The sequence below is a fragment of the Subtercola boreus genome (assembly GCF_003399625.1).
Lineage (GTDB): Bacteria > Actinomycetota > Actinomycetes > Actinomycetales > Microbacteriaceae > Subtercola > Subtercola boreus_C.
This window is the reverse complement of sequence record NZ_NBXA01000022.1, coordinates 1-25,456: the sequence shown is the minus strand read 5'-3', so window position 1 is coordinate 25,456 and position 25,456 is coordinate 1. Positions and strand designations below refer to the sequence as shown.

The window sequence follows — 25,456 nt, the reverse complement described above, 5'->3', positions numbered from 1 at the left end:
CCAGGTACGGAACTGGTCACCGGTGGTGGTATCCCGAGGGTGGAGCCGCCCGCTCGGTGTATTTCTACTGTTGGCCAGTCGTCAATCGCTCCTGAGGCATGCCGAGGCATGCCCTGCTCCGAGGAGGATCGTCATCCATACGGGATGACGACGTTCTGAGCGCCGGTATGGCGCGGAACGCAGTGCACTACTAATGAGTCAAAGGAGAGAACCCCCATATGGAGGGTCCAGAAATCACATTCGCCGAAGCCGTGCTCGACAACGGTTCGTACGGCACCCGCACGATCCGCTTCGAGACCGGCCGCCTTGCGCAGCAGGCGCAGGGAGCAGTCGCTGCCTACCTCGACGAGGAAACCATGCTGTTGAGCGCCACGAGCGTCTCGAAGCACCCGAAGGACAACTTCGACTTCTTCCCGCTGACCATCGACGTCGAAGAGCGTTCGTATGCAGCCGGCAAGATCCCCGGCTCGTTCTTCCGCCGTGAAGGCCGCCCCTCGACAGAGGCCATCCTGGTCTGTCGCCTGATCGACCGGCCCCTTCGCCCGTCGTTCGTCACCGGCCTCCGCAACGAGGTGCAGGTCGTCATCACCGTGCTGTCGATCGCCCCGGGCGAGTTCTACGACGCACTGGCCATCAACGCGGCATCCGCGTCGAGCCAGATCTCGGGCGTTCCGTTCTCGGGCCCGATCGGTGCGGTGCGCCTCGCGCTCATCGGCACGCAGTGGGTCGCCTTCCCGACCGCAGCCCAGCTCGTCGACGCCGTCTTCGACATCGTCGTGGCCGGCCGGGTCGTCACCGACAGGAACGGCAACGAAGACGTCGCGATCATGATGGTCGAAGCCGAAGCCACCGAGCACGCGTGGGGCCTCATCCAGGCCGGCGCCACCAAGCCCGACGAGGCTGTCGTCAGCCAGGGCCTCGAGGCGTCGAAGCCGTTCATCAAGCAGCTCGTCGCCGCCCAGGCCGCCATGGCCTCGCAGAGCGCCAAGGCCATCGTCGAGTACCCGGTGTTCCTGCCGTACTCGAAGGAGTCCTACGACACCGTTGCGGGCCTCGCCTACGACGAACTCGTCAACATCTACCAGATCGCCGACAAGATCGAGCGCCAGGATGCGGATGACGCACTCAAGGCCCGCGTCAAGTCGACCATATCCGAGCAGGTCGAAGCCGGATCCGTTCCGGCCGTCGTGCTCGCCGAGTTCTCGGCCGCCTACAAGGCTGTCACGAAGGTCGTCGTGCGCGGCCGTATCCTCCGCGACGGAATCCGCATCGACGGCCGTGGCCTCAGCGACATCCGTCCGCTGGACGCCGAGGTCGAGGTCATTCCCCGCGTGCACGGTTCGGCGATCTTCCAGCGCGGCGAGACCCAGATCCTGGGTGTCACCACGCTGAACATGCTGAAGATGGAGCAGCAGATCGATTCGCTGAGCCCTGTCACCAAGAAGCGCTACATGCATCACTACAACTTCCCGCCCTACTCGACCGGTGAGACCGGCCGCGTGGGTACCCCGAAGCGTCGCGAGATCGGGCACGGCTTCCTCGCCGAGCGCGCCCTCGTGCCGGTGCTGCCCTCGCGCGAGGAGTTCCCCTACGCCATCCGCCAGGTCTCCGAGGCTCTCGGTTCCAACGGTTCGACGTCGATGGGTTCCGTCTGCGCCTCCACCCTGTCGCTGCTGAACGCCGGTGTGCCGCTTCGCGCACCCGTCGCCGGCATCGCCATGGGTCTCGTCTCCGACGAGGTCGACGGCGAGACGCGCTACGCGGCCCTCACCGACATCCTCGGCGCCGAAGACGCGCTCGGCGACATGGACTTCAAGGTCGCCGGTACGAGTGAGTTCATCACGGCTATCCAGCTCGACACGAAGCTCGACGGTATCCCCACCTCGGTGCTCGATGGCGCGCTCGGCCAGGCCAAGGCGGCCCGCACGGCGATCCTCGAGGTGCTGAACGCGGCGATCTCCACGCCCGACGAGATGGCCCCGACCGCGCCCCGCGTGATCTCGGTCCAGATCCCGGTCGACAAGATCGGTGAGCTGATCGGCCCGAAGGGCAAGACGATCAACCAGATCCAGGACGACACCGGAGCCGACATCTCGATCGAGGACGACGGCACCGTCTACATCGGCGCGGTCGACGGCCCGTCGGCCGAGGCGGCGCGCGCGGCGGTCAACGCCATCGCGAACCCCCTCAACCCCGAGGTCGGCGAGCGGTTCCTCGGAACCGTCGTGAAGATCGCGACGTTCGGTGCGTTCGTCTCGCTCATGCCCGGCAAGGACGGCCTGCTGCACATCAGCGAGGTCCGGAAGCTCGCCGGTGGCAAGCGTGTCGAGAACGTCGAAGACGTGCTCGGCGTCGGCCAGAAGATCCAGGTCGAGATCACCAAGATCGACGACCGCGGAAAGCTGTCGCTCGCCCCGGTGATCGATGAGGCCGCGCTCGAGGACAACCTCGTGGCCGTCGCCGCCGACACCGAGGGTTCCGCTGCCCACAGCGAGGGCCCCTCGGCTCCCGCCGAAGGCTAGCCACACCCGTTCCTCCCGGATGCCCGTCAGAACCTGCTCACACCGAGCGGTTCTGGCGGGCATCCGTCGTTCCGCTTCTACCACGCGGAATCAGGTGGGACGAGCATCCGGAAACCTCTTGCCGAGAGGGCCCGCAGGGGCGGATGATCGCAGCAGAGAGAAGGCACACCATGAGTCGCACTGCGCTGTCCACCACGTCTGTCCAGTTCGCCGAGTTCGGGGGAGTGGAGGTGCTCGAGTTCGTCGACGTGCGGATGCCGGAGCCCGGCCCCGGCGAGGTGCTCGTCGAAGTGCTCGCCGCGGGCATCAACCACATCGAGGCCTACATCCGCCAGGGGCAGTTCGCCGATCGGATCGAGACCTCGCGCCACCAGACCCAGGGCAGTGACTTCGCCGGGATCGTCATCGCTGTGGGCAACGGGGTGACCCAGTTCAAGCGGAACGCCGAGGTGCTCGGTCACGCCCGGATGTCGTCGCACGCGTACCACATCGTGGTGAAGGCGACGAGCCTCGTGGCGAAGCCGAAGCAGCTTCCGTGGGAGGTTGCCGGGTCGCTCTTCCTGGCCGGGCTCGCCGCCCACGACCTCGTCGACCAGGTGCGTGTCGGCCAGGGCGACACCGTCGTGGTCTCAGCGGCGGCCGGAGGGGTGGGCAGCATCGAGATCCAGCTCGCGAAGCTCCGGGGCGCGACCGTCATCGGCACCTGCGGCGAACGGAACTTCGACTACCTGCGCCAGCTCGGCATCAAGCCGGTCGTCTATGGAGACGGGATCATCGAGCGCATCGAGAAGCTGGCACCCGACGGTGTCGACGCCTACATCGACAACTTCGGCCAGAACGGTGCGGCCCTCGCCGAAGAGCTCGGTGTCGACCCGAAGCGCTTCAGCTCCACTGAGCACCGTCGCGACCTGGAACTCGAGACCATCTGCCCCGACGAAGCGACCGAGAAGCACAACACCGACGTGCTCACGAAACTCGCCCAGCTCGCCGCAGACAGGCAGGTTTCGGTGCTGATCTCGGGGTACTACCCCTTCGGTTTCGTGCGCGACGCGTTCGACGATCTCGAGAAGCGCCACGCCCGGGGAAAGATCGTGCTGGGAATGAAGCCGGCTCACGGCCAGACCGTGATGAAGGCCCGTGACGTCTCGGATGCCCGCGACTGAGGTTCGCGCGTGACGACCAGCGCTCGGCCACCCGGCCGTCGTCTGCGGCACATCCTCCCGGTCTTCCGGGGTGTCATCGGCTAGGGTTGGTCTCGATGAACGGTGCTGTTGCTCTTCCCCTCGACCTGCCCGAGTTGTCCCTCACCGCTTCCGGTGACGCCCTTGTGAGGCGTTCCGTGCTGCCGAGCGGCATCCGGATCCTGAGCGAACGTGTTCCCGGTGCCCGGAGCGCCACGATCGGCTTCTGGGTGGCGGTCGGATCCCGCGACGAGCTCGGCGCCGTCGCGGCCGTCCCGTCGCGGTTCGGCTCGACCCACTTCCTCGAGCACCTGCTCTTCAAGGGCACCCCGTCGCGGACGGCGCTCGACATCGCCGTCTCGTTCGACCAGGTCGGCGGTGAGCACAACGCCCTCACCGGCAAGGAGTACACCTGCTACTACGCGAAGGTGCAGGATCGGGATCTCCCGATGGCCGTCGACGTGCTCGCTGACATGTTCACTTCGTCGCTGCTCGACGAGGTCGAGTTCGACAACGAACGCGGAGTCATCCTCGAAGAACTCGCGATGGCGGATGACGACCCCAACGACGTCGTGGGAGAGCGCCTGTTCGAGGCCGTGCTCGGCGATCATCCGCTGGGCCGGCCGATCGGCGGAACGGGCGACACCATCCGTGCGGTCACCCGTGACGCCGTCTGGGAGCACTACCTCGCGAACTACCGTCCGAACGACCTCGTGGTGACGGTTGCGGGCGCGGTCGACCACGATGAGCTCGTCGCCCGCGTGCAGCAGGCCGTCGCCGCTGCCGGCTGGGATCTCGCCGGCTCCGCGCGCCCCGTCGAGCGACGCACTGGCGACTCTGTCGTGCTCACCCGCGGCTCGGCGCTCTCGATCACCACCCGGCCCAACGAGCAGGCCGTCGTCATGCTCGGCTACCCGGGCCTGGTGGCGACGGATGACCGGCGCTCGACCCTGAGCGTGCTGAACGCCGTCTTCGGCGGCGGCATGTCGTCCCGGCTCTTCCAGGAGGTGCGGGAGAAACGCGGCCTCGCCTACTCGGTCTATTCCTACGCCGCCGGCTACTCCGACGCAGGGTTGTTCGGCATGTACGCCGGATGCTCGCCGAAGAACGCGGCCCAGGTGAGCGAACTGCTGCTCGAGGAATTCGGAAAGCTCGCAGCCGCTGGCATCACGGCAGACGAACTGACCCGCGCCAAGGGCCAGCTCTCGGGCTCGGCGGCCCTCTCGCTCGAAGACAGCGACACCCGCATGTCACGTCTCGGCCGCTCGGAGATCACCACGGGAGAGTTCGCCGACCTCGACGAGGGCCTCCGACGACTCGACGCGGTGACGCTGGATGACGTGCAGCAACTCGCGGCCGAGCTCCGTTCGCGGCCGTTGTCCATCGCCGCGGTCGGTGCCCTCGAGGCGGGCGCATTCGACGGGGTGGTGCAACAGTGACGATGGGCCATGTGCTGTATCTGGTGAGGCACGGTGAGCAGGTCGATGCAGAGTACGGCGTCGCCGACGGCCCGCTCTCGCCGCGCGGTGAGCGCCAGGCGCGCCTGCTGGCCGACCGTCTGGGTGGTGTGCCCTTCAAGAGCGTCTGGCACTCGCCCCTGCAGCGGGCTGAGGAGACGGCTGCCATCATGGCACGCCAGCTTCCCGCGCTCGATCCGAAACCCACGCCCCTGCTGTTCGACTGTGTGCCCACCGAGTACTCACCCGAGATGCCGAAGGCGTTCGAACCGTTCTTCAACTCGGTGACCGAGGAGGAGGTCGACGCCGGACGGGCGCAGATGTCCGACGCCGTGGCCGAGTTCCTCACGCCATCGCGGGAGACCACCCACGACCTGCTCATCACCCACAACTTCGTCATCGGCTGGTTCGTGCGTGAGGCGCTGAGCGCGCCGGGTTGGCGCTGGGTCGGGGTCAACCAGGCGAACTGCGGGCTCACGATCATCCGGTACCGGAGCGGGCGGATGCCCGAGCTGGTCACCCACAACGATCTCGGCCACCTTCCCGTGGAACTCCGCACAGGCCTCGCCGACCAGCAGCCGTACTAGCGGCGCGCGCGTCCCACACTCCCACGCTTCCGGACAGCCGTCAGGCCAGCGCTTTGCGGTACCAGTTCGTCGCATTCGGGTTGTCGTTGTAGGCCGGGATGTTCTCGTAGCCGCGCCGCGTGTAGAGCTTCGCCGCGCCCAGGAGGCTCGCATTCGTGTCGAGCACGACGGCTGCCGCGCCGAGGCTCTTCGCCCGGTCTTCGAGGTGCTGCATCAGGATGCCCGCCCAGCCCTGCCCGCGCGCTGGAGGTTCGAGCCACACGTGTTTCACCTCGAAGGTGGGGGTCTCGTCGTCAGGAGTGTCCAGGCGCCGGATGCCGCCGCAGCCGAGCGGCACGTCAGCGTAACCCGGCCGCACCACCTCGCCCCGCAGCACCACGTCGCCCCGCAGCACCACGAAGACGCCGTGCGGGGGCACGAACCGGGTCGGGTCGGGGAACGTCACCCGGTACGTGCCGAGTTCGGGCGGAAAGCCATCAGCACGGGAGGCGAAGTAGTGCCCGAGCAGCAGCTGGGCATCCGGATCGGTGACCGTGGTTTCGACGAGGCGCACAGGGAAAGCCTACGCGCGCTTGGTAGATTGTCCCTATGAGTACCAAGGTGGCCATCGTCGGCGCGTCGGGCAAGATGGGGCGCCTGGCGCACGAACTGCTGACGCGCGAATCCGGTGCCGCAGCCGAGTTCGAGATCGTCGCCGAGCTGGGCTCGAAGGATGCCCTCGACGGGATGATCGGGGCCGACGTCGTGCTCGATGTCACGGTGCCGGCCGCGAGCCAGGCCGTGGTCGACTTCGCCGTCTCGCACGGCATCAACGTTCTGGTCGGCACCTCCGGGTGGTCGGGCGATCGCATCCTCGCCCTCGAGCACCGTGTGGCGGCGACGCCTGGCACCGGAGTGGTCATCGTGCCGAACTTCTCGCTCGGCTCGGTTCTCGCCACAGCCTTCGCGGCCATGGCGGCGCAGTTCTTCGATTCCATCGAGATCGTCGAGGCGCACGGCGCCACCAAGGTGGACTCTCCCTCGGGCACCGCCGTGCGCACCGCCGAACTCATCGCCGCGGCACGAAGCGGGGTCGGCCCGGTCTCCGCTCCGCACACCGACCAGCGGGCGAGAGGCCAGCAGGTGGCGAGCGTTCCCGTGCACAGCCTCCGGATGCAGGGAGTCGTCGCGAAGCAGTCCGTGATCTTCGGCGGCGTGGGCGAGGTGCTGACCCTCAGCCACGAGACCCTGTCGTCGACGTCGTACGAGGCGGGAATCCTGCTCGGCCTCCGGGCCGCTACCACGGCGACGGGGGTCGTCGTGGGGCTCGACAGGCTGCTCGACCTCAACCGTCTCCTCCGCGCCGCAGCCGCGCCCGACGACGGCTGGGTGCCCGAGCCGGAGCGGGTCTCGGGCCAGGCGGCACGGGCGACCACCGCATGAAGGGCCGGATCGCGGCCCTGGTGATGGCCCTGCTGCTCGTGATGTACATCGCGCTGATGTTCCAGCACGCCCTGCTTTTCATCGGCACGGGTGACCCGGCCGGCATCGGCATCGGCATCGGTGTGGCCCTGCTGGTTCTGCCGGTGGTGGGTGCCTGGGCTCTCTACCGCGAGCTGCTCTTCGGATTCCGCACCCAGAAGCTCGTCGGCATCCTGCGGAACAACGACGACCTGCCGGTGGATGACCTGCCGAAGCGCCCGAGCGGACGCCCGTACCGCGCCGACGCCGACGCCGAGTTCGAGCTCTACCGTGCGGAGGTCGAATCTGCGCCCGAGAGCTGGAAGGCATGGTTCCGGCTGGGTCTCGCCTACGACGCGAGCGGTGACCGCAAGCGGGCGCGGAAGGCGCTCCGGCAGGCGATCGCGTTCTACCAGGTGCAGCCGAACGCCGCATAGGCGCGGCCGCCCGCCGGGCTCAGCCGGCCAGCGCCTTCGCCACCGTCTCACCGAGGTCGGTGTCGGTGAAGGCGAAACCGTCGGAGACGATCAGTTCCGACGACTCGTTCTGATCGCTCAGGATGAGCTCCCTGCCTGCATCGGCCAGGATGCCCTTTATCGCCCACGCCGGCGCGGGCAGCCAGTACGGCCGGTGCACCTGCTCGGCGATCGTCCTCATGACCTCGGCTGCGGTCGCCGGCTGGGGCGCGGCGAGATTCACCGGTCCGCTCAGGGTGGAGTCGAGCAGGTGGCGAATGCCGGCGGCTTCGTCGTGCAGGCTGATCCAGGGCCAGTGCTGGGTTCCCGATCCGAGCGGCCCTGCACCGCCGAGGCGGGCGATGAGCTTCAGCGTGTTCGTCAGTCCGCCGGCTCCGAGCACAACGCCCGTGCGGAAGTTCACCACGCGCGTGACAGGTGCGGCAACCTGGGAGGCACGTTCCCAGGCATCGACGACCTTCGGCAGGAACCCCGATCCGATCGGGCTCTGCTCGGTGAGCACCTCGCCGGGACGGTCGCCGTAGTACCCCACAGCCGACCCGCTGAGGAACACCGTCGGCGGCTTCTCGGCCCGGGTGATCGCAGTGGCGAGCGTTGAGGTGGCGTTGACCCGGGATTCGAGGATGACGCGCTTGTACGCCAGCGTCCACGGGAGACGGGAGATGGATGCGCCCGACAGGTTGATCACCGCGTCGGCGCGTTCGACGGCCTCGGGGTTCAGCCAGAGCGCATCCGGGTCCCACATGCGTTCGTCGGCGTTCCGAGTCGGGTGCCGCACAAGCCGCACCACCTCGTGCCCGCTCTGGCGGAGCTGCCTGGTGAGCTCGGTGCCGATGAACCCCGACCCACCGGAGATGAGGATGTCCATGTGTCACGGCCTTCCGGTTCGGTCTCTACAGACTACATTCAGAAAGGCCCAGCACACTGGGCGTCGGCGTCCCCACCGGGGCTGCGGGGGGCTGGAAACACAGATCGAGGTTGCTGCATGGGTTCTTTCGGGAGCGCAAGCATCGTCGACGGACCCGTGGTGTGGGTGCTCTACGCGGTCGCTCTGCTGCTGGCACTGGTGCTGGTGGTTGCGCGGCCGAACGCGACCTGGATCCGCGGTCGCTGGGTCACCGTCTGCCTCATCGTGATGGTCGTGGGCGCTGTGGCAGGGGCCCTCCTCACCTGGTTCACGGATGACGTGCTGAACCTCTTCGGCGTGTCGTTCTCCCTCGTCACCCGTGCCTGGATCGCGGCTGCGGTTGCCGGTGTCGCGCTCGGGCTCTGTTCCGTGGTGGCCGGGCGCCTCCGCCGAAAACTGCTCGGCGCTCTTGGCGCGGTCGTGTTTCTCGCTGCGGGTGCGATGAGTGTCAACATCGACATCGGAACGTATCCCACGATCCAGTCCCTGGCCGGCGTGAGCCCCTACGACGCGTCGTCCCTTCCGGTGCTGGGGGAGGCCGTCGCCTTCGCCGACCCGCTGTACACCAGCTGGCAGCCACCAGCTGACCTCCCGGCCGCAGGCTCGACCTCCAGCGTGCGGATCCCCGGCACCGTCTCGGGATTCCACGCCCGCGACGGCCTCGTCTACCTGCCACCCGCTGCACTCGTGGCGCATCCGCCGGCGCTTCCTGTCGTCATCGCCCTCTCGGGCCAACCGGGCGCCCCGGCCGATCCGCTGGTCTCCGGTCACCTCACGGAGTCGCTCGACGCGTTCGCGAAAACGCACAACGGTCTCGCCCCGATCGTGGTGAGCCCCGACCAGCTCGGCGCCCCCGAGAACAATCCGATGTGCGTCGACGGTGCCCTCGGAAACGCGGCCACCTACCTGAGTGTCGACGTGGTGGCCTGGATCACCGCACACCTGCCCGCCAGCGCCGCACCGGAGACGTGGGCGATCGCCGGCTTCTCCGAAGGGGGAACCTGCGCGATCCAGCTGGGAGCCGAGCATCCGGAGCTCTTCGGTGCCCTCCTCGACATCTCCGGCGAACTGGTACCCACCAACGGGAGCACGCCGCAGGAGACCATCGACTCCGGGTTCGCCGGGAGCGTGTCGGCCTACACAGCTGCCCAGCCCCTGACTATTCTTCGGGAACACACACCGTACACCGGGAGTTACGCGGTCTTCGCCGTCGGCGAGAACGACCCGGAGTTCCTCGCCACCCAGCTCACCGTCGCCGCCGCGGCCCAGGCGGCCGGGATGACCACCACCTCGTTCGTGGCACCGGGGAGCGGCCACGACTACACGACAGCCACGTATTCCTTCGCCCGCGGCGTCGGCCTGCTGGCGTCGCACTGGGGGCTCGCCCCGTGACGCTTCGGCCCTGGCTCGCCTCGGTCGCGCGGTGGGCCCAGTCGATCCCGTTCACCTGGGTGATCGCGGGAGTCGCGATCGTGGTGGGCATCCTGCAGATGGTGTTCCGGGCCTCTCTCGGGCGTCTCTTCGAGAGCCTCCTCTCGTTGAGTTTCGACCAGGTCGTCAGCCAGCACCACTGGTTCGCGGGGATCACGAGCGTGCTCTTCGCCGCGCGGGCCCTGCACATCGTCGTGCTGGTGCCGATCATCCTCATCGTGCTCGGCGCGGCAGAACGACTGCTCGGCACCTGGCGCACCGTCGTGGTCTATCTGACCGTGGCCGTTGTGGCGAGCGCCCTCGGCCTGGCTCTACAGGGCCTCGGCATCTGGCTGCAGGTGATCGCGGCCGAGCAGGTGCGCTCGATGGCCACGATCGATCCGCTGATCCCGGTGGTGGGAGCGATCCTGGCGGCCAGCGCCTTCGCCGGCCCTCTGCTGCGGCGCCGTATCCGGGTTCTCGGCTTCGCAGCGCTTCTGATGTTCGTGCTCTACTCCGGGTTGCCCTCCGACCTCTACCGACTTCTGGCGGCCGTGGTCGGTCTGCTGTTCGGCATGTTCCTCCGGCGACGACGGGATGGCCCGGCGGCCCGCCGCGTCACCCGCAGCAGCCACCGCGAGCTCCGTTCGCTCCTTGCGTCCCTCGTGGCGATCACGGCCGTCGGCCCCCTCATCACCATCGTCTCGCCGAACGGTTTCGGACCGTTGCAGCCCCTCGGCCTGCTGTTTCGGGACACCCTGTCGAACCAGGCCGACATCGCGTCTGCCTGTGTGTCCGGGCAGTACAGCGAGCTGTGCTCCGACGCGGTCGCTGCGGCGCGGCTCGACGGGGTCGGCCCCGTGCTCGTCACCCTCCTCCCGCTCGTCGTGCTCCTCGTCTCGGCGCTCGGGATCGTGCGTGGCCGGCGGGTCGCACTCTGGCTCGCCGTCGCCGTCAACCTCTTCTTTGCCGTACTCGGCCTCACCTACTACGGGGTGTTCCCCGCGATCGGTGCGAACACGTTCTTCGATCTCTCGAACGGCCAGTTCGACCAGCACAGCATCTCTGTGGTCATCTCCATCGTGCTGCCGCTTCTCATCGCCGGGCTGCTGGTGTCGAGCCTCCGCATCTTCCCGAGCGAGTTCTCGGCCGGGGCGACACCGCGTTTCTTCGTGGTCGTGTCGGTCGCCCTCGGAGTGGTCGCTGCCGTGTACCTCTCCCTGGCCTGGCTGCTCCGGGCCGACTTCACCCCGGTCGTCTCGCTCGGCGACCTCGCGGTCGACTTGCCCGAGCGGTTCATGCCGGTCGGATTCCTCACCCTCGAGCGCGCGGATGTGTTCCCGTCGAGCGACGCGACACGGCTTCTCTACGAATGGGTCGGACCCGCCTTCTGGATCGTCGTCGTCATCGCGGCCCTGCTGTCGATCAGCCGGTTGAAGCTCGGTTCTGAGGCGAATGCGAGTGCGCGCATCCGTTCGCTCCTGTACTCCGGGGCGACCGGTTCCCTGTCGTGGATGGCCACCTGGAGCGGGCACCACTACTGGTTCGGTGGCCCGGAGCAGGGTGCACCGGCGGTGGCCTACCGGGTGATCAACGGCATCGCCATCGCGACCGGTGAGCCGCTCTGTGCTCCGGATGATCGGGCGGGGGCTCTGGCGGACTTCGCCCGGTTCGCGACCGACCACGGCTGGACCCCGGTCTTCTACGCGGTGTCGGGCGAACTCGCGCCCGAATTCCGGCAGATGCACTGGTCGCTCATGCAGATCGCGGAAGAGGCGGTCGTCGAGGTGGCCTCGTTCAGCCTCGAGGGAAAGAAGATGCAGGGCATCCGTACCGCCATCAACAAGGCCGTGAAGCTCGGGATCACGGCCGAGTGGACGTCGTTCGCCAAGCTCAGTGCCTCCCAGGTCGCCCAGGTGCGGGACATCTCCGAACTCTGGGTGGCCGAGAAGGACCTGCCCGAGATGGGATTCACCCTCGGAGGCCTCGACGAACTGACCGATCCGGATGTGCGGCTGATGCTGGCCGTCGACACCGACGGTGCCGTGCTGGGCGTGACCAGCTGGCTGCCGAGCTACCGTGCCGGCACGGTGTGCGGGTGGACGCTCGACTTCATGCGGCGCCGGCCCGACTCCGTGAACGGGGTGATGGAGTTCCTGATCGCTGAGACCATTCTCGGGGCGAAGGCGGGCGGCCTCGACTTCGTCAGTCTCTCCGCGGCGCCGCTCGCCCAGGGTGCTCCGGATGACGCGGCGAACCCGGCCCGCCAGGAGAACGCGACCCAGGCCCTGTTGAGCGTTCTCGGCCGGGCCCTCGAACCGGTCTACGGATTCCAGTCGCTGCTGTCGTTCAAACAGAAGTTCAAGCCGGCACGGGTGCCCCTGTATCTCGCCTACGCCGACCCGCTCGCCCTGCCCGTCGTCGGCGTGAGTCTGGCGAGGGCCTATGTGCCGACGTTCTCTGCCCGGCACGCGTTCGGCTTCCTCACCCGCAGTTGATAGTGCTAGCCTCAGAGCGTGTCTTTCGGTCTCCTGCTTCTTAGCTGCCGCGACGGGTCTTAACCAGGCCCTCCCCGTCGCGGAGTCCGGCGTGTGTGTTTCGCCCCCGGCCAGACCCCTCGAAGACTGCAGGAGAGACTCATGAAGAACACCCAGAACGCGTCGGCGATGCCGATCCACAAGTACCGCCCGTACAACGAGACGTTCGCCGTCGAGCTGCCCGATCGCACGTGGCCGACCAAGACGATCACCGAGGCGCCTCGCTGGTGCGCCGTCGATCTCCGGGACGGCAACCAGGCCCTCATCGATCCGATGAACCCCGAGCGCAAGCGCATCATGTTCGACCTGCTCGTGCGCATGGGCTACAAGGAGATCGAGATCGGTTTCCCGAGCGCCAGCCAGACCGACTTCGACTTCGTGCGCAGCCTGATCGATGAGAACGCCATTCCCGACGACGTCACGATCCAGGTGCTCACCCAGGCGCGTGAGAGCCTCATCTCCCGTACCTTCGAGTCGCTGGAGGGTGCGAAGCAGGCGATCGTGCACCTCTACAACTCCACGAGCATCCTGCAGCGCGACGTCGTGTTCCGGAGCGACCGCCAGGGCATCGTCGACCTGGCCCTAGAGGGCGCTCGCCTCTGCAGGCAGTACGAGGCGACCATCCCGGGCACGACGATCTACTACGAATACAGCCCCGAGAGCTACACGGGCACGGAGCTCGACTTCGCCCTCGAGATCACGAACCAGGTCATCGAGGTGTTCGAGCCGACCGAGGAACGGAAGGTCATCGTCAACCTGCCGGCCACGGTCGAGATGTCGACGCCCAACGTCTACGCCGATTCGATCGAATGGATGTCGCGGCGCCTCGTGCATCGTTCGAACGTCATCCTCTCGCTGCACCCGCACAACGATCGCGGCACCGCCGTCGCCGCCGCGGAACTCGGCTACCTGGCCGGCGCCGACCGCATCGAGGGCTGCCTCTTCGGCAACGGGGAGCGCACCGGCAACGTCGACCTCGTCGCGCTCGGTATCAACATGTTCACCCAGGGCATCGATCCGCAGATCGACTTCAGCGACCTCGACGGAGTGCGCCGCACGGTGGAGTACTGCAACCAGCTGAAGGTGGCCGAGCGTCATCCGTGGGCCGGCGACCTCGTCTACACCGCGTTCAGCGGCTCCCACCAGGATGCGATCAAGAAGGGCTTCGAGGCCATGGAGGCCGATGCGGCCTCGAAGGGTGTGGAGGTCGACTCGCTGCTCTGGGCGGTGCCCTACCTGCCGGTCGACCCGAAGGATCTCGGCCGCTCGTACGAAGCGGTCATCCGGGTCAACTCGCAGTCGGGCAAGGGCGGCGTGGCCTACCTGCTGAAGAACGACCACAAGCTCGACCTGCCGCGGCGCCTCCAGATCGAGTTCAGCGGCGTCGTGCAGGCAAAGACGGATGCCGACGGCGGCGAGGTCACGAGCGACCAGATCTGGGACATCTTCCAGGACGAGTACCTGCCCGCACCCTCGTCCCGCGTCGAAGACAAGTGGGGTCGTTTCGAGCTCACGCGAACGAGCACGTCGAGCGATCTGAGCGGCCAGACCTCGCTCTCCGTCGACCTGCGGGTCGGCGAGGAGGTTCGAGGCGTCGTCGGTTCCGGCAACGGCCCGATCGCCGCCTTCCTCGACGTTCTCGCCCAGGAGGGCGTGGAGGTACGTGTCTTCGACTACGTGGAGCACGCACTCAGCGCCGGCGGTGACGCCCTCGCGGCGGCCTACGTCGAGTGCCAGGTCGAGGGCATCACGTTCTGGGGTGTCGGGATCGATGCCGACATCTCCACGGCATCGCTGAAGGCGGTCGTCAGTGCAGTGAACCGCGCGATCCGGGTCACCGGGCATGACCGGCAGTTGGCTACGGCGTAGCACGACCCTGAGGGGCGCCTCCCACCACTGTCAGCCGCAGGGCTGATAATTGGCAGGTGCCCCTCTACCGTGATGAAGTCGTCGTGCTCCGCACCCACAAGCTGGGTGAAGCCGACCGCATCGTCACGATGCTCTCGCGCCAGCACGGCAAGATCCGTGCGGTGGCGAAGGGGGTGCGACGCACCGCGTCGAAGTTCGGTGCCCGGCTCGAACCGTTCATGGTCGCCGACGTGCAGTTCTTCGAGGGCCGTACGCTCGACACGATCACCCAGGCGGTGACGATCGCCTCCTACGGTGCCGAGATCGCTTCCGACTACGGCAGTTACACGGCCGCCAGTGCGATGGTCGAGACGGCCGACAAACTCACTGATGCCGACGCGACCCAGCAGCAGTACCTGCTGCTCGTCGGCGCCCTCCGGTCGCTCTCGCGGGGCGAGCACGGCTCGAGCCTCACCCTGGACTCCTACCTGCTCCGCGCCCTCTCGATGGCAGGCTGGGCACCGAGCTTCTTCGACTGCGCCGTCTCGGGAGCCCCCGGCCCGCACTCGGCGTTCGTGGTGCAGCTCGGCGGCGTCGTGAGTGACGAACTCGCACCTCCCGGCACTCCCCGGCTCGACGGTTCGACGCTGGAACTGCTGAGCGCGCTGCTCTCCGGCGACTGGATGCTCGCCGATGCCGCCGCAGACCGGGTGAAGTCCCAGGCCAGCGGCATCGTCGCGGCCTACGCCCAGTGGCACCTCGAACGGGGCCTTCGCTCCCTCCAGCACGTCGACCGCTCGAACGAACCGGTGAAGACGCTCCGGGATGCGCAACTGGCCCGTCACGCGGCATCCTCGTTCCCCGGCCTCCCCACCCTGCCCTCCCTGACATCCTCACCGAAAGCCCCGACCGCATGAGCCGAGTAGGCAAGACCTCACCGCTGGCCGCCGAGTTCAAGCCGCTCGACTACACCGGGCTGTATCCGCCCGAGATCCCGGTGTCGCAGGTGCCGAAGCACGTTGCGATCGTCATGGACGGCAACGGTCGCTGGGCCAACTCCCGCGGACTCACCCGGGTCGAAGGGCACAAGGCCGGAGAGGCAGCGCTGCTCGACGTCGTCGCGGGCGCCATCCAGATCGGTGTGAAGCATCTCAGCGTGTACGCGTTCTCGACCGAGAACTGGAAGCGCTCACCCGACGAGGTGCGGTTTCTGATGGGTTTCAACCGGGAGGTGCTGCACCGTCGCCGGGACCAGTTGAACGAGTGGGGGGTGCGGGTGCGCTGGGCGGGTCGCCGCCCCCGGCTCTGGGCCTCCGTGATCAACGAGCTGCAGTTCGCCGAGCAGCTCACGGCCGGCAACTCGACGCTGACGCTCACCATGTGCGTGAACTACGGCGGGCGCAACGAGCTCACGGATGCCGTGCAGCAGATCGCCGCGGAGGTCGCTGCCGGGCGGCTGAAGCCGTCGGGCATCTCCGAGAAGCTCATCCAGAAGCACCTGTACGTGCCCGACCTGCCCGACGTCGACCTGTTCGTGCGGAGCTCCGGCGAGCAGCGAACGAGCAACTTCATGCTGTGGCAGTCGGCGTACGCAGAGATGGTCTTCCTCGACCGGCTCTGGCCCGACTTCACGCGCGCAGACCTCTGGCAGGCGATCGAGCACTACACCGGCCGCGCCCGCCGCTTCGGCGGCGCCGTCGACACCCCCGCCGGCCTCTGACCGACTGACGTTTCGGCGGACTGTCGATCAGGCGCGGGGCTTGAGGGGGTCTGTGATGTCGGCGACCGTGGCGCCGAGGGCGGCCAGCAGGGCGTCGGCCTCGGCGAAGAGGGAGTGGCCGTGCTCACCGGCGCCCAGCGCGATGCGTTTGCCGGTCATCCGTTCGTCGGCGTACACCGGCAGGGCCGTCGTGCTGCCGAGGGGCGTGATGGTGCCGCGCTCGTAGCCGGTGGCCTCAAGGGCTGCCTCGGGGGAGGGCAGCGAGAGCTTGTTGACTCCCACCAGCGTGCGGAGCTTCGACCAGCTGATCTGCCTGTCGCCCGGAACAAGTGCGAACAGGTAGTCGCCGTCGTGCCGCTTCACCACGAGCGACTTGACGATGTCGGAGGGGTCGAGCCCGAGCAGTGCGGCGGCTTCGTCGAGACTGCCGGCGGCGGGTCGCTCGACGATCTCGACTGCGAGGCCGTACCGGTGGGCATCCTGCTCCACCCGCTGGCGCCCGGTGGGCGGATGGAGCTCTTCGGGCGGGTTCGTCACATCGTTCATGTCTTCATCCAACCGCGCATCGGGGAATAGCCTTCCCACCCGGCCCGTTGGGTTCCATATGAGCGACTCTCGGACAACCGCCCCCATCAAGATCGACGTGTGGAGCGACATCGCCTGCCCGTGGTGCTACATCGGCAAGCGGAAGCTCGAGAGCGGCATCGCTTCGTATCGTGCAGCGGCCGGGGCCGAGGCATCCGACATCGAGGTCGAGTACCACTCCTTCGAACTGTCACCCGACACGCCCGTCGACTTCCAGGGCAGCGAGACCGAGTTCCTCGCTTCTCACAAGGGCATCGGCCCTGCGCAGGCTGCCGAGATGCTGGAGCGGGTGACCGGCATCGCCACCGACGTGGGGCTGCACTACGACTACGACGCACTCCAGCACACCAACACGGTCAAGGCCCACCAGCTGATCCACTACGCGAAGGCGCACGGCCTGCAGCTCGAAGCGAAGGAACGCCTGCTGAAGGCGTACTTCGAAGAGGGGCGGCACGTGGGGCGCGACGAGGATCTGGCCGACTTGGCCGCCGAGATCGGGCTCGATCGTGAGGACGCCCTACGCTCGCTCCGTGAGAACGAGTACCTCGCCGGGGTGAAGGCCGACCAGGCGCAGGCCGTCGCCTACGGCATCCAGGGTGTGCCGTTCTTCGTGTTCGATGAGCAGTACGGAGTCTCCGGGGCACAGGATGCGGCGACGTTCAGCGAATTGCTGACGCAGCTGACCGAGGAGCGGAAGGCAGTGGCATCGTGACCGGGAACGGCGTTCCGGCCGGTGCGGTGAAGATCCTCTCCCCGGTGACGTCCCTACTGGGTGGGGTCACTCCCGCGGGCATGGTCTGCAGCGTCGACGGGGTGTGCGCGCCGGCGGATGCGAACAGCTCCTCCACACCGGAGCAGAACTGACACTTCTCCACAGTCGCACCCTGGACGGCGTCGCCCCTTCGAAACTCTGGGAGAATTGACGAGATGTCCGCACCAACAACCACCACCGCCCCCGGGCGGAGACTCTCCATCGGCCCGATCGCCCTCGACGTGCCGGTCGTTCTCGCGCCCATGGCGGGAATCACGAACACCGCCTACCGCCGGCTCTGCCGGGAATACGGCGCCGGGCTGTACGTCAGCGAGATGATCACGTCGCGCGCTCTCGTCGAACGCACCCCCGAGTCGATGCGCCTCATCACGCACCATCCCTCCGAGACGACTCGGTCGATCCAGCTCTATGGCGTCGACCCGAAGGTGATGCGTGAGGCCGTCACCATGCTGGTCGCCGAAGACCGTGCCGACCACATCGACATGAACTTCGGATGCCCCGTGCCCAAGGTCACCCGGCGAGGCGGTGGCTCGGCGCTGCCGTGGAAGAGCGATCTCTTCCGCTCGATCGTCGAAGCCGCGGTCGACGCGGCCGGCGACATCCCGGTGACGGTGAAGATGCGGAAGGGCATCGACGACACCCACCTCACCTACCTCGAAGCCGCGCGTGCCGCTGAGGGTGCCGGTGTCGCATCCATCGCCCTGCACGCCCGCACGGCTGCCGACTTCTACTCGGGCCAGGCTGACTGGTCGGCCATCGCGAAGCTCAAGCAGACCATCACGAGTGTGCCGGTGCTCGGCAACGGAGACATCTGGTCGGCCGACGACGCGCTCCGTATGGTCGACGAGACCGGCTGCGACGGCGTGGTCGTCGGCCGCGGATGTCTCGGTCGGCCGTGGCTCTTCGGCGACCTCGCAGCGGCCTTCCGTGCGCGTAACGGCGAGATCTCCGAGGCGGAGGCCATCGCGGCCCGTGCCCACCCGCCCCTCGGCCAAGTCGCTCTGGCGCTCCGCCGTCACACGGTGCTGCTCACCGAGTTCTACGACAGCGAGGAGCACGCCTGCCGCGACATCCGCAAGCATGTCGCCTGGTACTTCAAGGGCTACCCGGTGGGGCACGAAATCAGAACGTCGCTCGCGATGGTCACCTCGCTCGCCGAGATGGACGACCTGCTGGCGATGCTCGACCCCGATCTGCCGTATCCGGGTGTCGACGCTGAGGGCCCGCGGGGCCGGGCCGGCCGGCCGAAGAAGCCGACCCTGCCCGACGGCTGGCTCGCCTCCCGCACGCTCGACAGCCCGGGCCTCCGCCAACTCGCCGGCGCGGAGCTGGAGCACAGCGGTGGCTGACGCCCGCGTGATGTCGGTCGAACCCCCGAGCGGGTACGGCATCGTCGACACCGAGCGCCCGCTTCCCGAAGAGCACTACAGCCGCCGGAGCGACTTCGCCCGGGATCGCGCTCGCCTGCTGCACTCAGGGGCTCTCCGTCGTCTCGCCGCGAAGACCCAGGTGCTGAGCCCGGCGGCCGACCTCGACTTCGCGCGCAACCGGCTCACGCACTCCCTCGAGGTGGCGCAGGTGGGGCGAGAACTCGCCTCGAGCCTCGGGCTCGATCCCGACGTGGTCGACACCGCGTGCCTCGCCCACGACCTCGGTCACCCTCCGTTCGGCCACAACGGGGAGCGTGCGCTCTCCGAGTGGGCAGCCGACATCGGCGGGTTCGAGGGCAACGCGCAGAGCCTCCGCATCCTGACCAGGCTCGAACCGAAGGTGTTCGGGCAGGGAGGCGAGACCTTCGGGCTGAACCTGACCCGCGCGAGCCTCGATGCGAGCTGCAAGTACCCGTGGTCGGCCGACGAAGCGGTGACCGACGCGAGCGGGCGGCAGAAGTTCGGCGTCTACAGCGACGACGTGCCCGTCTTCACCTGGTTGAGGCAGGGCGCGCGCGCCGGGGTGCTCTGCGTCGAGGCCCAGGTCATGGATCTCTCCGACGACATCGCCTACTCGGTGCACGACTTCGAGGATGCGGTGCTGAACGGCTACGTCGACGTGCCGGCTCTCGGCAGCCGGGTCGACCACGATGCCCTCGTCACGAGCATGCACTCCTGGGTGGGCGGGTCGTTCAGTCACGCCGAACTCATCGCGGCCTTCGACCGGCTCGACTCCCTCGACATCTGGATGGACGACTGGAACGGCAGCCGCGTAGCCCAGGCCCGGCTCAAGAACCTGACAAGCCAGCTGATCGGGCGGTTCGCGGGTTCCGCCACGCAGGCCACTCGCGAGGCGTATCCCGCGGCGAGCCTCATCCGCTACAGCGCCAACGTGGTGGTTCCCCGTTCCGTCGCGGCGGAGATCGCGGTTCTGAAGGGCATCGTGGCAGCCTTCGTGATGTCGAGCACCAAGCGGAAGCCCATCTACCGGGCACAGCGGGCGCTGCTCGTCGACCTGGCGGAGACCCTGATGGCGTCGGGGGAGCAGCATCTCGAGCCGCCCTTCGCCGCGGACTGGGCCGCCGCCGGGTCCGATGCCGAGCGCAAGCGTGTCGTCGTCGACCAGGTCGCGAGCCTCACCGACCAGTCCGCTCTCACCTGGCACACCCGGCTCACCGCGGTCACCCCGATCCCCGAGAAGGCGTGACACCATGGCCGGGCTGATCAGGCGCGCCGACATCGACGAGGTGCGATCGCGCATCAACATCGCCGACGTGGTGGGCGAATTCGTCACACTGAAGAGCGCGGGTGTCGGGTCGATGAAGGGTCTCTGCCCCTTCCACGACGAGCGTTCACCGAGCTTCCACGTACGGCCGCAGGTGGGCTACTACAAGTGCTTCGGCTGCGGTGAGGGCGGAGACGTCTTCACCTTCCTGCAGAAGATCGACCACGTCACGTTCAGTGAAGCCGTCGAGCGGCTCGCTGCCGGCATCGGGTTCGAGTTGCACTATGAAGACGGCGGCTCCGCCAGCGACCACACCAACCGGGCCAGGCTGCTTGCGGCGAATGAGGCGGCGAGGGAGTGGTTCACCGAACAGCTCGTCACGGAGGGCGCCGACATCGGCCGGCGGTTCCTCGGGGAACGCGGGTTCGACGCTGCCGCTGCCGAACGCTTCGGTGTCGGGTACGCCCCTCAGGGCTGGGACAACCTCGGCAAACACCTCCGTTCCCGCGGCTACACCGCCGAGGAACTCTCGCTCGCCGGTCTCACCAGCTCGGGCGACCGTGGGTGCTACGATCGTTTCCGCGGCCGGCTGGTGTGGCCGATCCGCGACCAGACCGGCCAGACCGTCGGCTTCGGCGCCCGGCGGCTGTACGACGACGACAAGGGCCCCAAATACCTCAACACCCCCGAGACGCCGGTCTACCACAAGTCACAGGTGCTCTACGGTCTGGATCTGGCCAAGCGCGACATCTCCCGCGCGCGGCAGGTCGTGGTGGTCGAGGGCTACACCGACGTCATGGCCTGCCATCTCGCCGGGGTGACGACCGCGGTGGCCACCTGCGGAACGGCCTTCGGTGTCGAACACATCAAGATCATCCGGCGCATCCTGGGCGACGACACCGTCGGGCTCGGCGAAGTGGTCTTCACCTTCGACCCCGACGCCGCAGGGCAGAAGGCAGCACTCCGCGCCTTCAGCGAGGAGCAGCGTTTCGAGGCGCAGACCTACGTGGCCGTGGCGCCCGACGGGCTCGACCCCTGCGATCTCCGCCTGGGCCGCGGAGATGACGCGGTGCGAAGGCTCATCACGTCGAAGAAGCCCATGTTCGAGTTCGCGATCAGGCAGAAGCTGTCGAACTACGACCTCAACACGGTCGAGGGCCGGGCGGCCGGCCTCCGGGATGCGGCACCGATCGTCTCCGACATCCGTGACCCCGCGCTCCGGCCGGGCTACACGCGGGAGCTCGCCGGGATGCTCGGGGTGGACCTCGCGGAGGTCAAGAGTGCCGTGGAGAGTGCCCGGCGCCGTGAGGCAGGGTCGCAGGGCGGACAACCGCAACAGGGTCGTCGGCCTGAACAGAGGCAGCAGCAACCCCAGCAGCAGCAACCCCAGCAGCAACGATCCCAGCCGCAGCAGCAATCTCCTCAGGTGGCCGGTCGGCAGGAGCTCGGTCAGCGGTCCCAGCAGCCCCAGCAGGAAGCGCCTCCGGTGCAACAGGTGTCGCTCACCCAGCTTCCCAGCACGACGGCTGTGCGTCTCGAACGCGATGCCCTGATGGCGATGCTGCAGTACCCGAAGGTCGTGGGCCGTGAACTGCTGGCCCGGGCATCCGTCGTCGGCTTCAGCGACCAGTCGCTCGCGGCCGTGCGGAGTGCGATCGCGGCATCCATCGACGACTACGAACGGCCCGACTGGGTCGCCACCATCGTGGAAAGCGTCGGGGCGCCCTACGTCACGCTCGTCGAGCAGCTCGCCGTCGCTCCGGTTCCGGAGCGGCCGGAGCGTGAACTCGACGTCTATCTCCGGCGCGTCACCTCCTCGCTCATCGAACGACACCTCGTGCGGCGAAAAGAAGAGGTACTCGGGCGGCTGCAGCGCACGGAGCAGTCCGTCGACCCCGACGCGTATCGATCCTTGCAGCGCGAACTGATGCAACTGGAAGCGGAGCGGCGCGCCATCCACGCAGACTGACGCTCCTTCGAGGCAGAACAGTTAAGCTCGCAGTCATGAGTGAGCCCGTTCTGCTCGCGTCCGATGTGACGATCGAGTACCCCGCCCACAGCGTCAGCGCTGTCCACACCGCCGTTCGCGGAGTCAGTCTCCGCATCGAACCCGGTGAGATCATCGGGCTGGTCGGGTCGAGCGGGTCGGGCAAGTCCACTTTCGGCCTCGTCGCGTCGGGGCTGGCCGGAGCCAAGTCGCGGGCCGTCAACCCCCGGGTGACCGGCGGGGAGTTCCGGGTTCTCGGATTCGACCTCCGCAAGGGCGTGCGCGGTCGCAAGTTCAATCGGCTGACCTTCGGCGTCGGTTATCTTCCGCAGAGCTCGGGCAACGACTTCGCTCCCAACCTGACCGTCGCCGAGCTCGTTGCCGAGCCGATCTTCTCCCGCGACAAACGTTTTGACGAGAAGTCCGCCAGCCTGAAGGTCGCGACGCTTCTGGATGCCCTGCTGCTGCCGAACGGAACAGCCCGGAAGCTCCCGCACGAGCTGTCGAACGGCCAACGCCAGCGCGTCGCGATCGCGCGTTCGCTCATCCTGGATCCCGTGTTCCTCGTGGCCGACGAGCCCACGGCGGGTGTGGATGTCTCGATCCGGGGCCCCATCATCGACGTGATCGTCGCCATGCAGCGGGAGCGCGGCGCGACCGCCCTGATCGTGAGCCATGACCTGGAGGTGCTGCGGCGATCGGTGGACAGGATCGTCGTGCTGCACGAAGGCGTGGTCGTCGGCGTCGGTACCATGGACGAGGTGCTCTCCGATCCGAGGCATCCGTACGTCGCCAGCCTGGCGAAGACAATGGGTACGACGGAACGCTAGGCGCCCGCCGGATCCGCCCGAAAGGCCTCCATGAGCACCTCCCGTTACGACCAGCCCGACGTCGCAGGGCCGAACGCCGGCCAGCACCGTGCTGTGCTCTCCGTCGATGTCGTGCCCGTGAGCACCGAGCTCCGGCCCATCCCGGGGCCCATCGCGATCCTCCCGAAGCCCGGTGCCCTCTTCGTCGACGCCGTGACCGCCGCCGGGGGAGAGGTGAGCGAGCTCTCCGAGGCCACCCGCGGCATCGTCTGGCTCACCTCCAGCTCGGCGAACGATCTCGGGGCGGCCCTCGATGCGAACCCCCAGGTGCAGTGGGTGCAGCTTCCGTGGGCTGGAGTCGACGCGTTCGCCGATGTTCTGAAGAGCCACAACCGGCCGCACCTGCTCTGGACGAGCGCCAAAGGCGCCTACGCCCAGCCTGTCGCCGAGCACGCGCTGATGCTCGCACTGGCGCTCATGCGCCGCATTCCCGAGCGGGTGCGCGCGACATCCTGGGGCGAGTCCACGGGGGACTCGCTGTACGGCCGCCACGTCGTCATCATCGGTGCGGGTGGTATCGCCGTCGAGATGCTCCGCCTCCTCGCGCCGTTCGACGTCACGACCACGGTCGTGCGTCGGAGCGCCGATCCACTGCCCGGAGCCGATCGCACCGTGGCTTCGGATGCCCTCGATGAGGTGCTCGCCGAAGCAGACGTGGTGTTCGTGGCCGCCGCCATGACGTCGGGCACCCGGCACCTGATCGGGGAGCGACAGCTCACTCTGATGAAGAAGACCGCGTATCTCGTCAACATCGCCCGCGGCGGCCTCATCGACACGGACGCGCTGGTCGCTGCCCTCGAATCCGGCGAGATCGCCGGCGCGGGCGTCGACGTCACCGACCCAGAGCCGCTGCCCGACGGCCACCCGCTCTGGTCGGCGTCGAACGTGATCGTCACGCCGCACAGCGCGGACACCCCCGAGATGACCGCTCCGCTCCTCGCGGCGCGGCTGGAACAGAATGTGGCGGCGTTCCTCGGTGACGGCAGATTCGCCGGGGTCGTGGATCCGGAGGCCGGCTACTAGGTCACCAGCCGGATGCCCGCCGCCACCAGCGCCGCCACGGCGACGACGACGATGAAGGGCACCTTCAGGGCGTAGAGGCCAGCGGCTGCGAGGATGGCCGGCACACGAGCATCCAGAACCAACGACTGCCCCTGGCCGAGCGTCTGCACAGCAATCAGACCCGCCAGGAGCGCAACGGTGAGCAGATTGGCCACACGGGCTGGCGTCGGTCGTGTGAGGAGCGCCGGCGGGATCACGTAGCCGGTGAGCTTGAGAGCGAAACACGCGATCGACGCGAGAATGAGGATCTGCCAGAGCGTCACGCGAGCGGGGCTCCTTCTGTGTCTCGTGTAGTGCGTGGGCCCAGCCAGTCGGTCAGCCCGAAGACGACCGCGACGGTCGCCGCGACGATCACCGGGACCCCTGGGGCGACCACCGGTGTCAGGAGTGCCGCGGCGACGGCGGCGACCACGGCGACGGCCTGGGCTTGGAGGTGTTTCAGGCGGGGCCAGAGCAGCCCGAGGAAGGCCGCAGCCGCGGCGGCATCCAGCCCGTAGGCGCTGACGTCACCGATCAGGTTACCGATGAGAGCGCCCACGAGAGTGGTGAGATTCCAGCCGACGAAGACGAGGAGCCCCGTCAGCCAGAACCCGATGCGTTGCGCGGCCGGCGTCGACTGGGCGGTCGAAACGGCCACGGACTCATCGATCGTCAGGTGGGCGGCTGCAATTCGTTTCATCCAACCCGATCCGACCACGGGCGACATTCGCAGCGCATAGATGACGTTGCGCGAGCCGAGCAGGGCTGCGCTGGCGATGGCCGAAGGTCCGGCGGCGACACCTCCCGACGCGATGACGCCGACGAGGGCGAACTGCGAGCCGCCTGTGAACATTACGAGGCTCAGGAAACAGGTCTGCCAGACATCGAGGCCGGCGGCGGTGGCCAGCGCTCCGAACGAGATTCCGTAGGCGGCCGTGGCGAGACCGACGGCGAGGCTGGCGCGTGCGGCGCCGCTCGTCTCGGGGGTCGGAGTCATTGCTTCATTGTCGCCGAAAACTTTCAGGAACTGTTTTTGCTTCGGCTGCAGCTTGTCGCAGTCTTATTGAGGGAATGTCAGTGGTTGGTGTTTGACTGTTTGTATGAACCAGCCAGCCGCCTCCTCCTTTGACATCGCTTCGGTGATGCATGGTTTGGTGGATGCGCTGCAGGGGTTGGGCGTGCTGCCTGGGTCTGGGGTTGGGGCTGCCGCGCCCTGCGGGCTTGCCGACGACGACGTCATGGCCGCGACTGCGGAGGTCGAGTCACTAGGCCGGATCGTGGATGGCTTGCGTGTGCGGATGGCGGGGGAGGTGGCGGCTTTGTCTGCTGCCGAACACGGCGATGAGGGGTTGTCGAAGTCTCACGGGTTCCGGTCAGTGCAACTGTTTCTGGAGTCGGTGACGCAGGCGTCGAAGCGGACGGTTCAGGATCGCCTTCGGCTCGCCACCCGCACGCATACGAC

General features: G+C 67.9%; 24 protein-coding genes. 19 read left to right on the top strand and 5 right to left on the bottom strand.

The genetic code is table 11. From position 1 onward, the window contains the following. Positions 1-218: 218 nt before the first annotated feature. The 4 genes from B7R21_RS10940 (at position 219) to B7R21_RS10925 (ending at position 5,747) form a co-directional block, all read left to right on the top strand. A complete protein-coding gene (locus B7R21_RS10940; RefSeq protein ID WP_116283300.1) occupies positions 219-2,522 on the top strand; it encodes a polyribonucleotide nucleotidyltransferase in 2,304 nt (767 codons plus the stop codon). A gap of 170 nt (positions 2,523-2,692) precedes the next feature. Beyond that, positions 2,693-3,685 carry an NADP-dependent oxidoreductase gene (locus tag B7R21_RS10935; RefSeq protein ID WP_116283299.1) on the top strand — a complete coding sequence of 331 codons (993 nt, stop codon included), beginning with the start codon at positions 2,693-2,695 and terminating at the stop codon, positions 3,683-3,685. A 95-nt stretch (positions 3,686-3,780) separates the two neighbouring features. Continuing rightward, positions 3,781-5,142, top strand: a complete 1,362-nt coding sequence (locus B7R21_RS10930) for a M16 family metallopeptidase (RefSeq protein ID WP_116283298.1) — start codon at positions 3,781-3,783, stop codon at positions 5,140-5,142. A gap of 2 nt (positions 5,143-5,144) precedes the next feature. Next, the gene (locus B7R21_RS10925) at positions 5,145-5,747 is read left to right on the top strand and encodes a histidine phosphatase family protein (protein WP_116283297.1); all 603 of its coding nucleotides are present in this window, start codon (positions 5,145-5,147) and stop codon (positions 5,745-5,747) included. A 40-nt stretch (positions 5,748-5,787) separates the two neighbouring features. On the opposite strand, the gene B7R21_RS10920 is transcribed toward B7R21_RS10925, so the two are convergent. Further along, a complete protein-coding gene (locus tag B7R21_RS10920; RefSeq protein WP_116283296.1) occupies positions 5,788-6,300 on the bottom strand; it encodes a GNAT family N-acetyltransferase in 513 nt (170 codons plus the stop codon). Positions 6,301-6,335: 35 nt separating this feature from the next. On the opposite strand from B7R21_RS10920, the gene dapB reads away from it, so the two are divergent. Together dapB and B7R21_RS10910 are read left to right on the top strand one after the other, a co-directional pair. Continuing rightward, the gene (gene dapB / locus B7R21_RS10915) at positions 6,336-7,169 is read left to right on the top strand and encodes a 4-hydroxy-tetrahydrodipicolinate reductase (protein WP_116283295.1); all 834 of its coding nucleotides are present in this window, start codon (positions 6,336-6,338) and stop codon (positions 7,167-7,169) included. Then, positions 7,166-7,624 carry a tetratricopeptide repeat protein gene (locus tag B7R21_RS10910; protein ID WP_172592133.1) on the top strand — a complete coding sequence of 153 codons (459 nt, stop codon included), beginning with the start codon at positions 7,166-7,168 and terminating at the stop codon, positions 7,622-7,624. Before dapB ends, B7R21_RS10910 begins: the two co-directional genes overlap by 4 nt. A gap of 19 nt (positions 7,625-7,643) precedes the next feature. Here B7R21_RS10910 and B7R21_RS10905 read toward each other — a convergent pair whose 3' ends face one another. Then, entirely contained in the window at positions 7,644-8,531 is an 888-nt protein-coding gene (locus B7R21_RS10905) for a TIGR01777 family oxidoreductase (RefSeq protein WP_116283294.1), read from the bottom strand. Between the two features lie 117 nt (positions 8,532-8,648). On the opposite strand from B7R21_RS10905, the gene B7R21_RS10900 reads away from it, so the two are divergent. The 5 genes from B7R21_RS10900 to B7R21_RS10880 all read left to right on the top strand — a co-directional run bounded on the left by B7R21_RS10900 (position 8,649) and on the right by B7R21_RS10880 (position 16,085). Continuing rightward, positions 8,649-9,962: an alpha/beta hydrolase gene (locus B7R21_RS10900; protein WP_116283293.1), complete on the top strand. Its 1,314-nt coding sequence runs from the start codon at positions 8,649-8,651 to the stop codon at positions 9,960-9,962. After that, positions 9,959-12,478 carry a bifunctional lysylphosphatidylglycerol flippase/synthetase MprF gene (locus B7R21_RS10895; RefSeq protein WP_116283292.1) on the top strand — a complete coding sequence of 840 codons (2,520 nt, stop codon included), beginning with the start codon at positions 9,959-9,961 and terminating at the stop codon, positions 12,476-12,478. Before B7R21_RS10900 ends, B7R21_RS10895 begins: the two co-directional genes overlap by 4 nt. Positions 12,479-12,619: 141 nt before the next feature. Continuing rightward, entirely contained in the window at positions 12,620-14,386 is a 1,767-nt protein-coding gene (gene leuA / locus B7R21_RS10890; protein ID WP_116283291.1) for a 2-isopropylmalate synthase, read from the top strand. A gap of 56 nt (positions 14,387-14,442) precedes the next feature. Further along, positions 14,443-15,282 carry a DNA repair protein RecO gene (gene recO, locus B7R21_RS10885; RefSeq protein ID WP_116283290.1) on the top strand — a complete coding sequence of 280 codons (840 nt, stop codon included), beginning with the start codon at positions 14,443-14,445 and terminating at the stop codon, positions 15,280-15,282. Next, a complete protein-coding gene (locus B7R21_RS10880; protein ID WP_116283289.1) occupies positions 15,279-16,085 on the top strand; it encodes an isoprenyl transferase in 807 nt (268 codons plus the stop codon). The genes recO and B7R21_RS10880 overlap by 4 nt, the downstream gene beginning before the upstream one ends. A 27-nt stretch (positions 16,086-16,112) precedes the next feature. On the opposite strand, the gene B7R21_RS10875 is transcribed toward B7R21_RS10880, so the two are convergent. After that, positions 16,113-16,631 (bottom strand): aminoacyl-tRNA deacylase, encoded by a 519-nt coding sequence (locus B7R21_RS10875; protein ID WP_116283288.1) that lies wholly within the window; start codon positions 16,629-16,631, stop codon positions 16,113-16,115. 58 nt (positions 16,632-16,689) lie between these two features. Between B7R21_RS10875 and B7R21_RS10870 the strand changes: the two genes are divergently transcribed. The 7 genes from B7R21_RS10870 (at position 16,690) to B7R21_RS10845 (ending at position 23,976) form a co-directional block, all read left to right on the top strand. Beyond that, a complete protein-coding gene (locus tag B7R21_RS10870) occupies positions 16,690-17,382 on the top strand; it encodes a DsbA family oxidoreductase (RefSeq protein WP_116283287.1) in 693 nt (230 codons plus the stop codon). Then, positions 17,379-17,534, top strand: coding sequence for a hypothetical protein (locus B7R21_RS20105; RefSeq protein WP_172592132.1), 156 nt, complete (start codon positions 17,379-17,381; stop codon positions 17,532-17,534). The genes B7R21_RS10870 and B7R21_RS20105 overlap by 4 nt, the downstream gene beginning before the upstream one ends. Before the next feature lie 63 nt (positions 17,535-17,597). Beyond that, positions 17,598-18,791, top strand: a complete 1,194-nt coding sequence (gene dusB, locus B7R21_RS10865; RefSeq protein ID WP_116283286.1) for a tRNA dihydrouridine synthase DusB — start codon at positions 17,598-17,600, stop codon at positions 18,789-18,791. Positions 18,792-18,801: 10 nt separating this feature from the next. Beyond that, positions 18,802-20,079 (top strand): deoxyguanosinetriphosphate triphosphohydrolase, encoded by a 1,278-nt coding sequence (locus B7R21_RS10860; RefSeq protein WP_172592150.1) that lies wholly within the window; start codon positions 18,802-18,804, stop codon positions 20,077-20,079. A gap of 4 nt (positions 20,080-20,083) precedes the next feature. Continuing rightward, on the top strand, positions 20,084-22,066 hold the full coding sequence (gene dnaG / locus B7R21_RS10855; protein WP_116283284.1) for a DNA primase: 1,983 nt from the start codon (positions 20,084-20,086) through the stop codon (positions 22,064-22,066). A 35-nt stretch (positions 22,067-22,101) separates the two neighbouring features. Next, positions 22,102-22,914 carry an ATP-binding cassette domain-containing protein gene (locus tag B7R21_RS10850; protein WP_116283283.1) on the top strand — a complete coding sequence of 271 codons (813 nt, stop codon included), beginning with the start codon at positions 22,102-22,104 and terminating at the stop codon, positions 22,912-22,914. A gap of 30 nt (positions 22,915-22,944) precedes the next feature. After that, on the top strand, positions 22,945-23,976 hold the full coding sequence (locus tag B7R21_RS10845) for a D-isomer specific 2-hydroxyacid dehydrogenase family protein (protein ID WP_116283282.1): 1,032 nt from the start codon (positions 22,945-22,947) through the stop codon (positions 23,974-23,976). Here B7R21_RS10845 and B7R21_RS10840 read toward each other — a convergent pair. Together B7R21_RS10840 and B7R21_RS10835 are read right to left on the bottom strand one after the other, a co-directional pair. Further along, a complete protein-coding gene (locus B7R21_RS10840) occupies positions 23,973-24,278 on the bottom strand; it encodes an AzlD domain-containing protein (RefSeq protein ID WP_116283281.1) in 306 nt (101 codons plus the stop codon). The genes B7R21_RS10845 and B7R21_RS10840 overlap by 4 nt on opposite strands. After that, positions 24,275-24,991, bottom strand: coding sequence for an AzlC family ABC transporter permease (locus tag B7R21_RS10835; RefSeq protein WP_116283280.1), 717 nt, complete (start codon positions 24,989-24,991; stop codon positions 24,275-24,277). The genes B7R21_RS10840 and B7R21_RS10835 overlap by 4 nt, the downstream gene beginning before the upstream one ends. A 103-nt stretch (positions 24,992-25,094) precedes the next feature. On the opposite strand from B7R21_RS10835, the gene B7R21_RS10830 reads away from it, so the two are divergent. Further along, on the top strand, positions 25,095-25,456 hold a 362-nt coding region (locus B7R21_RS10830), incomplete at its 3' end, for a hypothetical protein (protein WP_147305871.1).

What these genes read in the sequence shown, in the direction of transcription:
- B7R21_RS10940 (WP_116283300.1), top strand. Translation starts at nt 219, where the DNA reads ATGGAGGGTCCAGAAATCACATTCGCCGAAGCCGTGCTCGACAACGGT.
- B7R21_RS10935 (WP_116283299.1), top strand. Translation starts at nt 2,693, where the DNA reads ATGAGTCGCACTGCGCTGTCCACCACGTCTGTCCAGTTCGCCGAGTTC.
- B7R21_RS10930 (WP_116283298.1), top strand. Translation starts at nt 3,781, where the DNA reads ATGAACGGTGCTGTTGCTCTTCCCCTCGACCTGCCCGAGTTGTCCCTC.
- B7R21_RS10925 (WP_116283297.1), top strand. Translation starts at nt 5,145, where the DNA reads ATGGGCCATGTGCTGTATCTGGTGAGGCACGGTGAGCAGGTCGATGCA.
- dapB (WP_116283295.1), top strand. Translation starts at nt 6,336, where the DNA reads ATGAGTACCAAGGTGGCCATCGTCGGCGCGTCGGGCAAGATGGGGCGC.
- B7R21_RS10910 (WP_172592133.1), top strand. Translation starts at nt 7,166, where the DNA reads ATGAAGGGCCGGATCGCGGCCCTGGTGATGGCCCTGCTGCTCGTGATG.
- B7R21_RS10905 (WP_116283294.1), bottom strand. Translation starts at nt 8,531, where the DNA reads ATGGACATCCTCATCTCCGGTGGGTCGGGGTTCATCGGCACCGAGCTC.
- B7R21_RS10900 (WP_116283293.1), top strand. Translation starts at nt 8,649, where the DNA reads ATGGGTTCTTTCGGGAGCGCAAGCATCGTCGACGGACCCGTGGTGTGG.
- leuA (WP_116283291.1), top strand. Translation starts at nt 12,620, where the DNA reads ATGAAGAACACCCAGAACGCGTCGGCGATGCCGATCCACAAGTACCGC.
- B7R21_RS10880 (WP_116283289.1), top strand. Translation starts at nt 15,279, where the DNA reads ATGAGCCGAGTAGGCAAGACCTCACCGCTGGCCGCCGAGTTCAAGCCG.
- B7R21_RS10875 (WP_116283288.1), bottom strand. Translation starts at nt 16,631, where the DNA reads ATGAACGATGTGACGAACCCGCCCGAAGAGCTCCATCCGCCCACCGGG.
- B7R21_RS10870 (WP_116283287.1), top strand. Translation starts at nt 16,690, where the DNA reads ATGAGCGACTCTCGGACAACCGCCCCCATCAAGATCGACGTGTGGAGC.
- dusB (WP_116283286.1), top strand. Translation starts at nt 17,598, where the DNA reads ATGTCCGCACCAACAACCACCACCGCCCCCGGGCGGAGACTCTCCATC.
- B7R21_RS10860 (WP_172592150.1), top strand. Translation starts at nt 18,802, where the DNA reads ATGTCGGTCGAACCCCCGAGCGGGTACGGCATCGTCGACACCGAGCGC.
- dnaG (WP_116283284.1), top strand. Translation starts at nt 20,084, where the DNA reads ATGGCCGGGCTGATCAGGCGCGCCGACATCGACGAGGTGCGATCGCGC.
- B7R21_RS10850 (WP_116283283.1), top strand. Translation starts at nt 22,102, where the DNA reads ATGAGTGAGCCCGTTCTGCTCGCGTCCGATGTGACGATCGAGTACCCC.
- B7R21_RS10845 (WP_116283282.1), top strand. Translation starts at nt 22,945, where the DNA reads ATGAGCACCTCCCGTTACGACCAGCCCGACGTCGCAGGGCCGAACGCC.
- B7R21_RS10835 (WP_116283280.1), bottom strand. Translation starts at nt 24,991, where the DNA reads ATGACTCCGACCCCCGAGACGAGCGGCGCCGCACGCGCCAGCCTCGCC.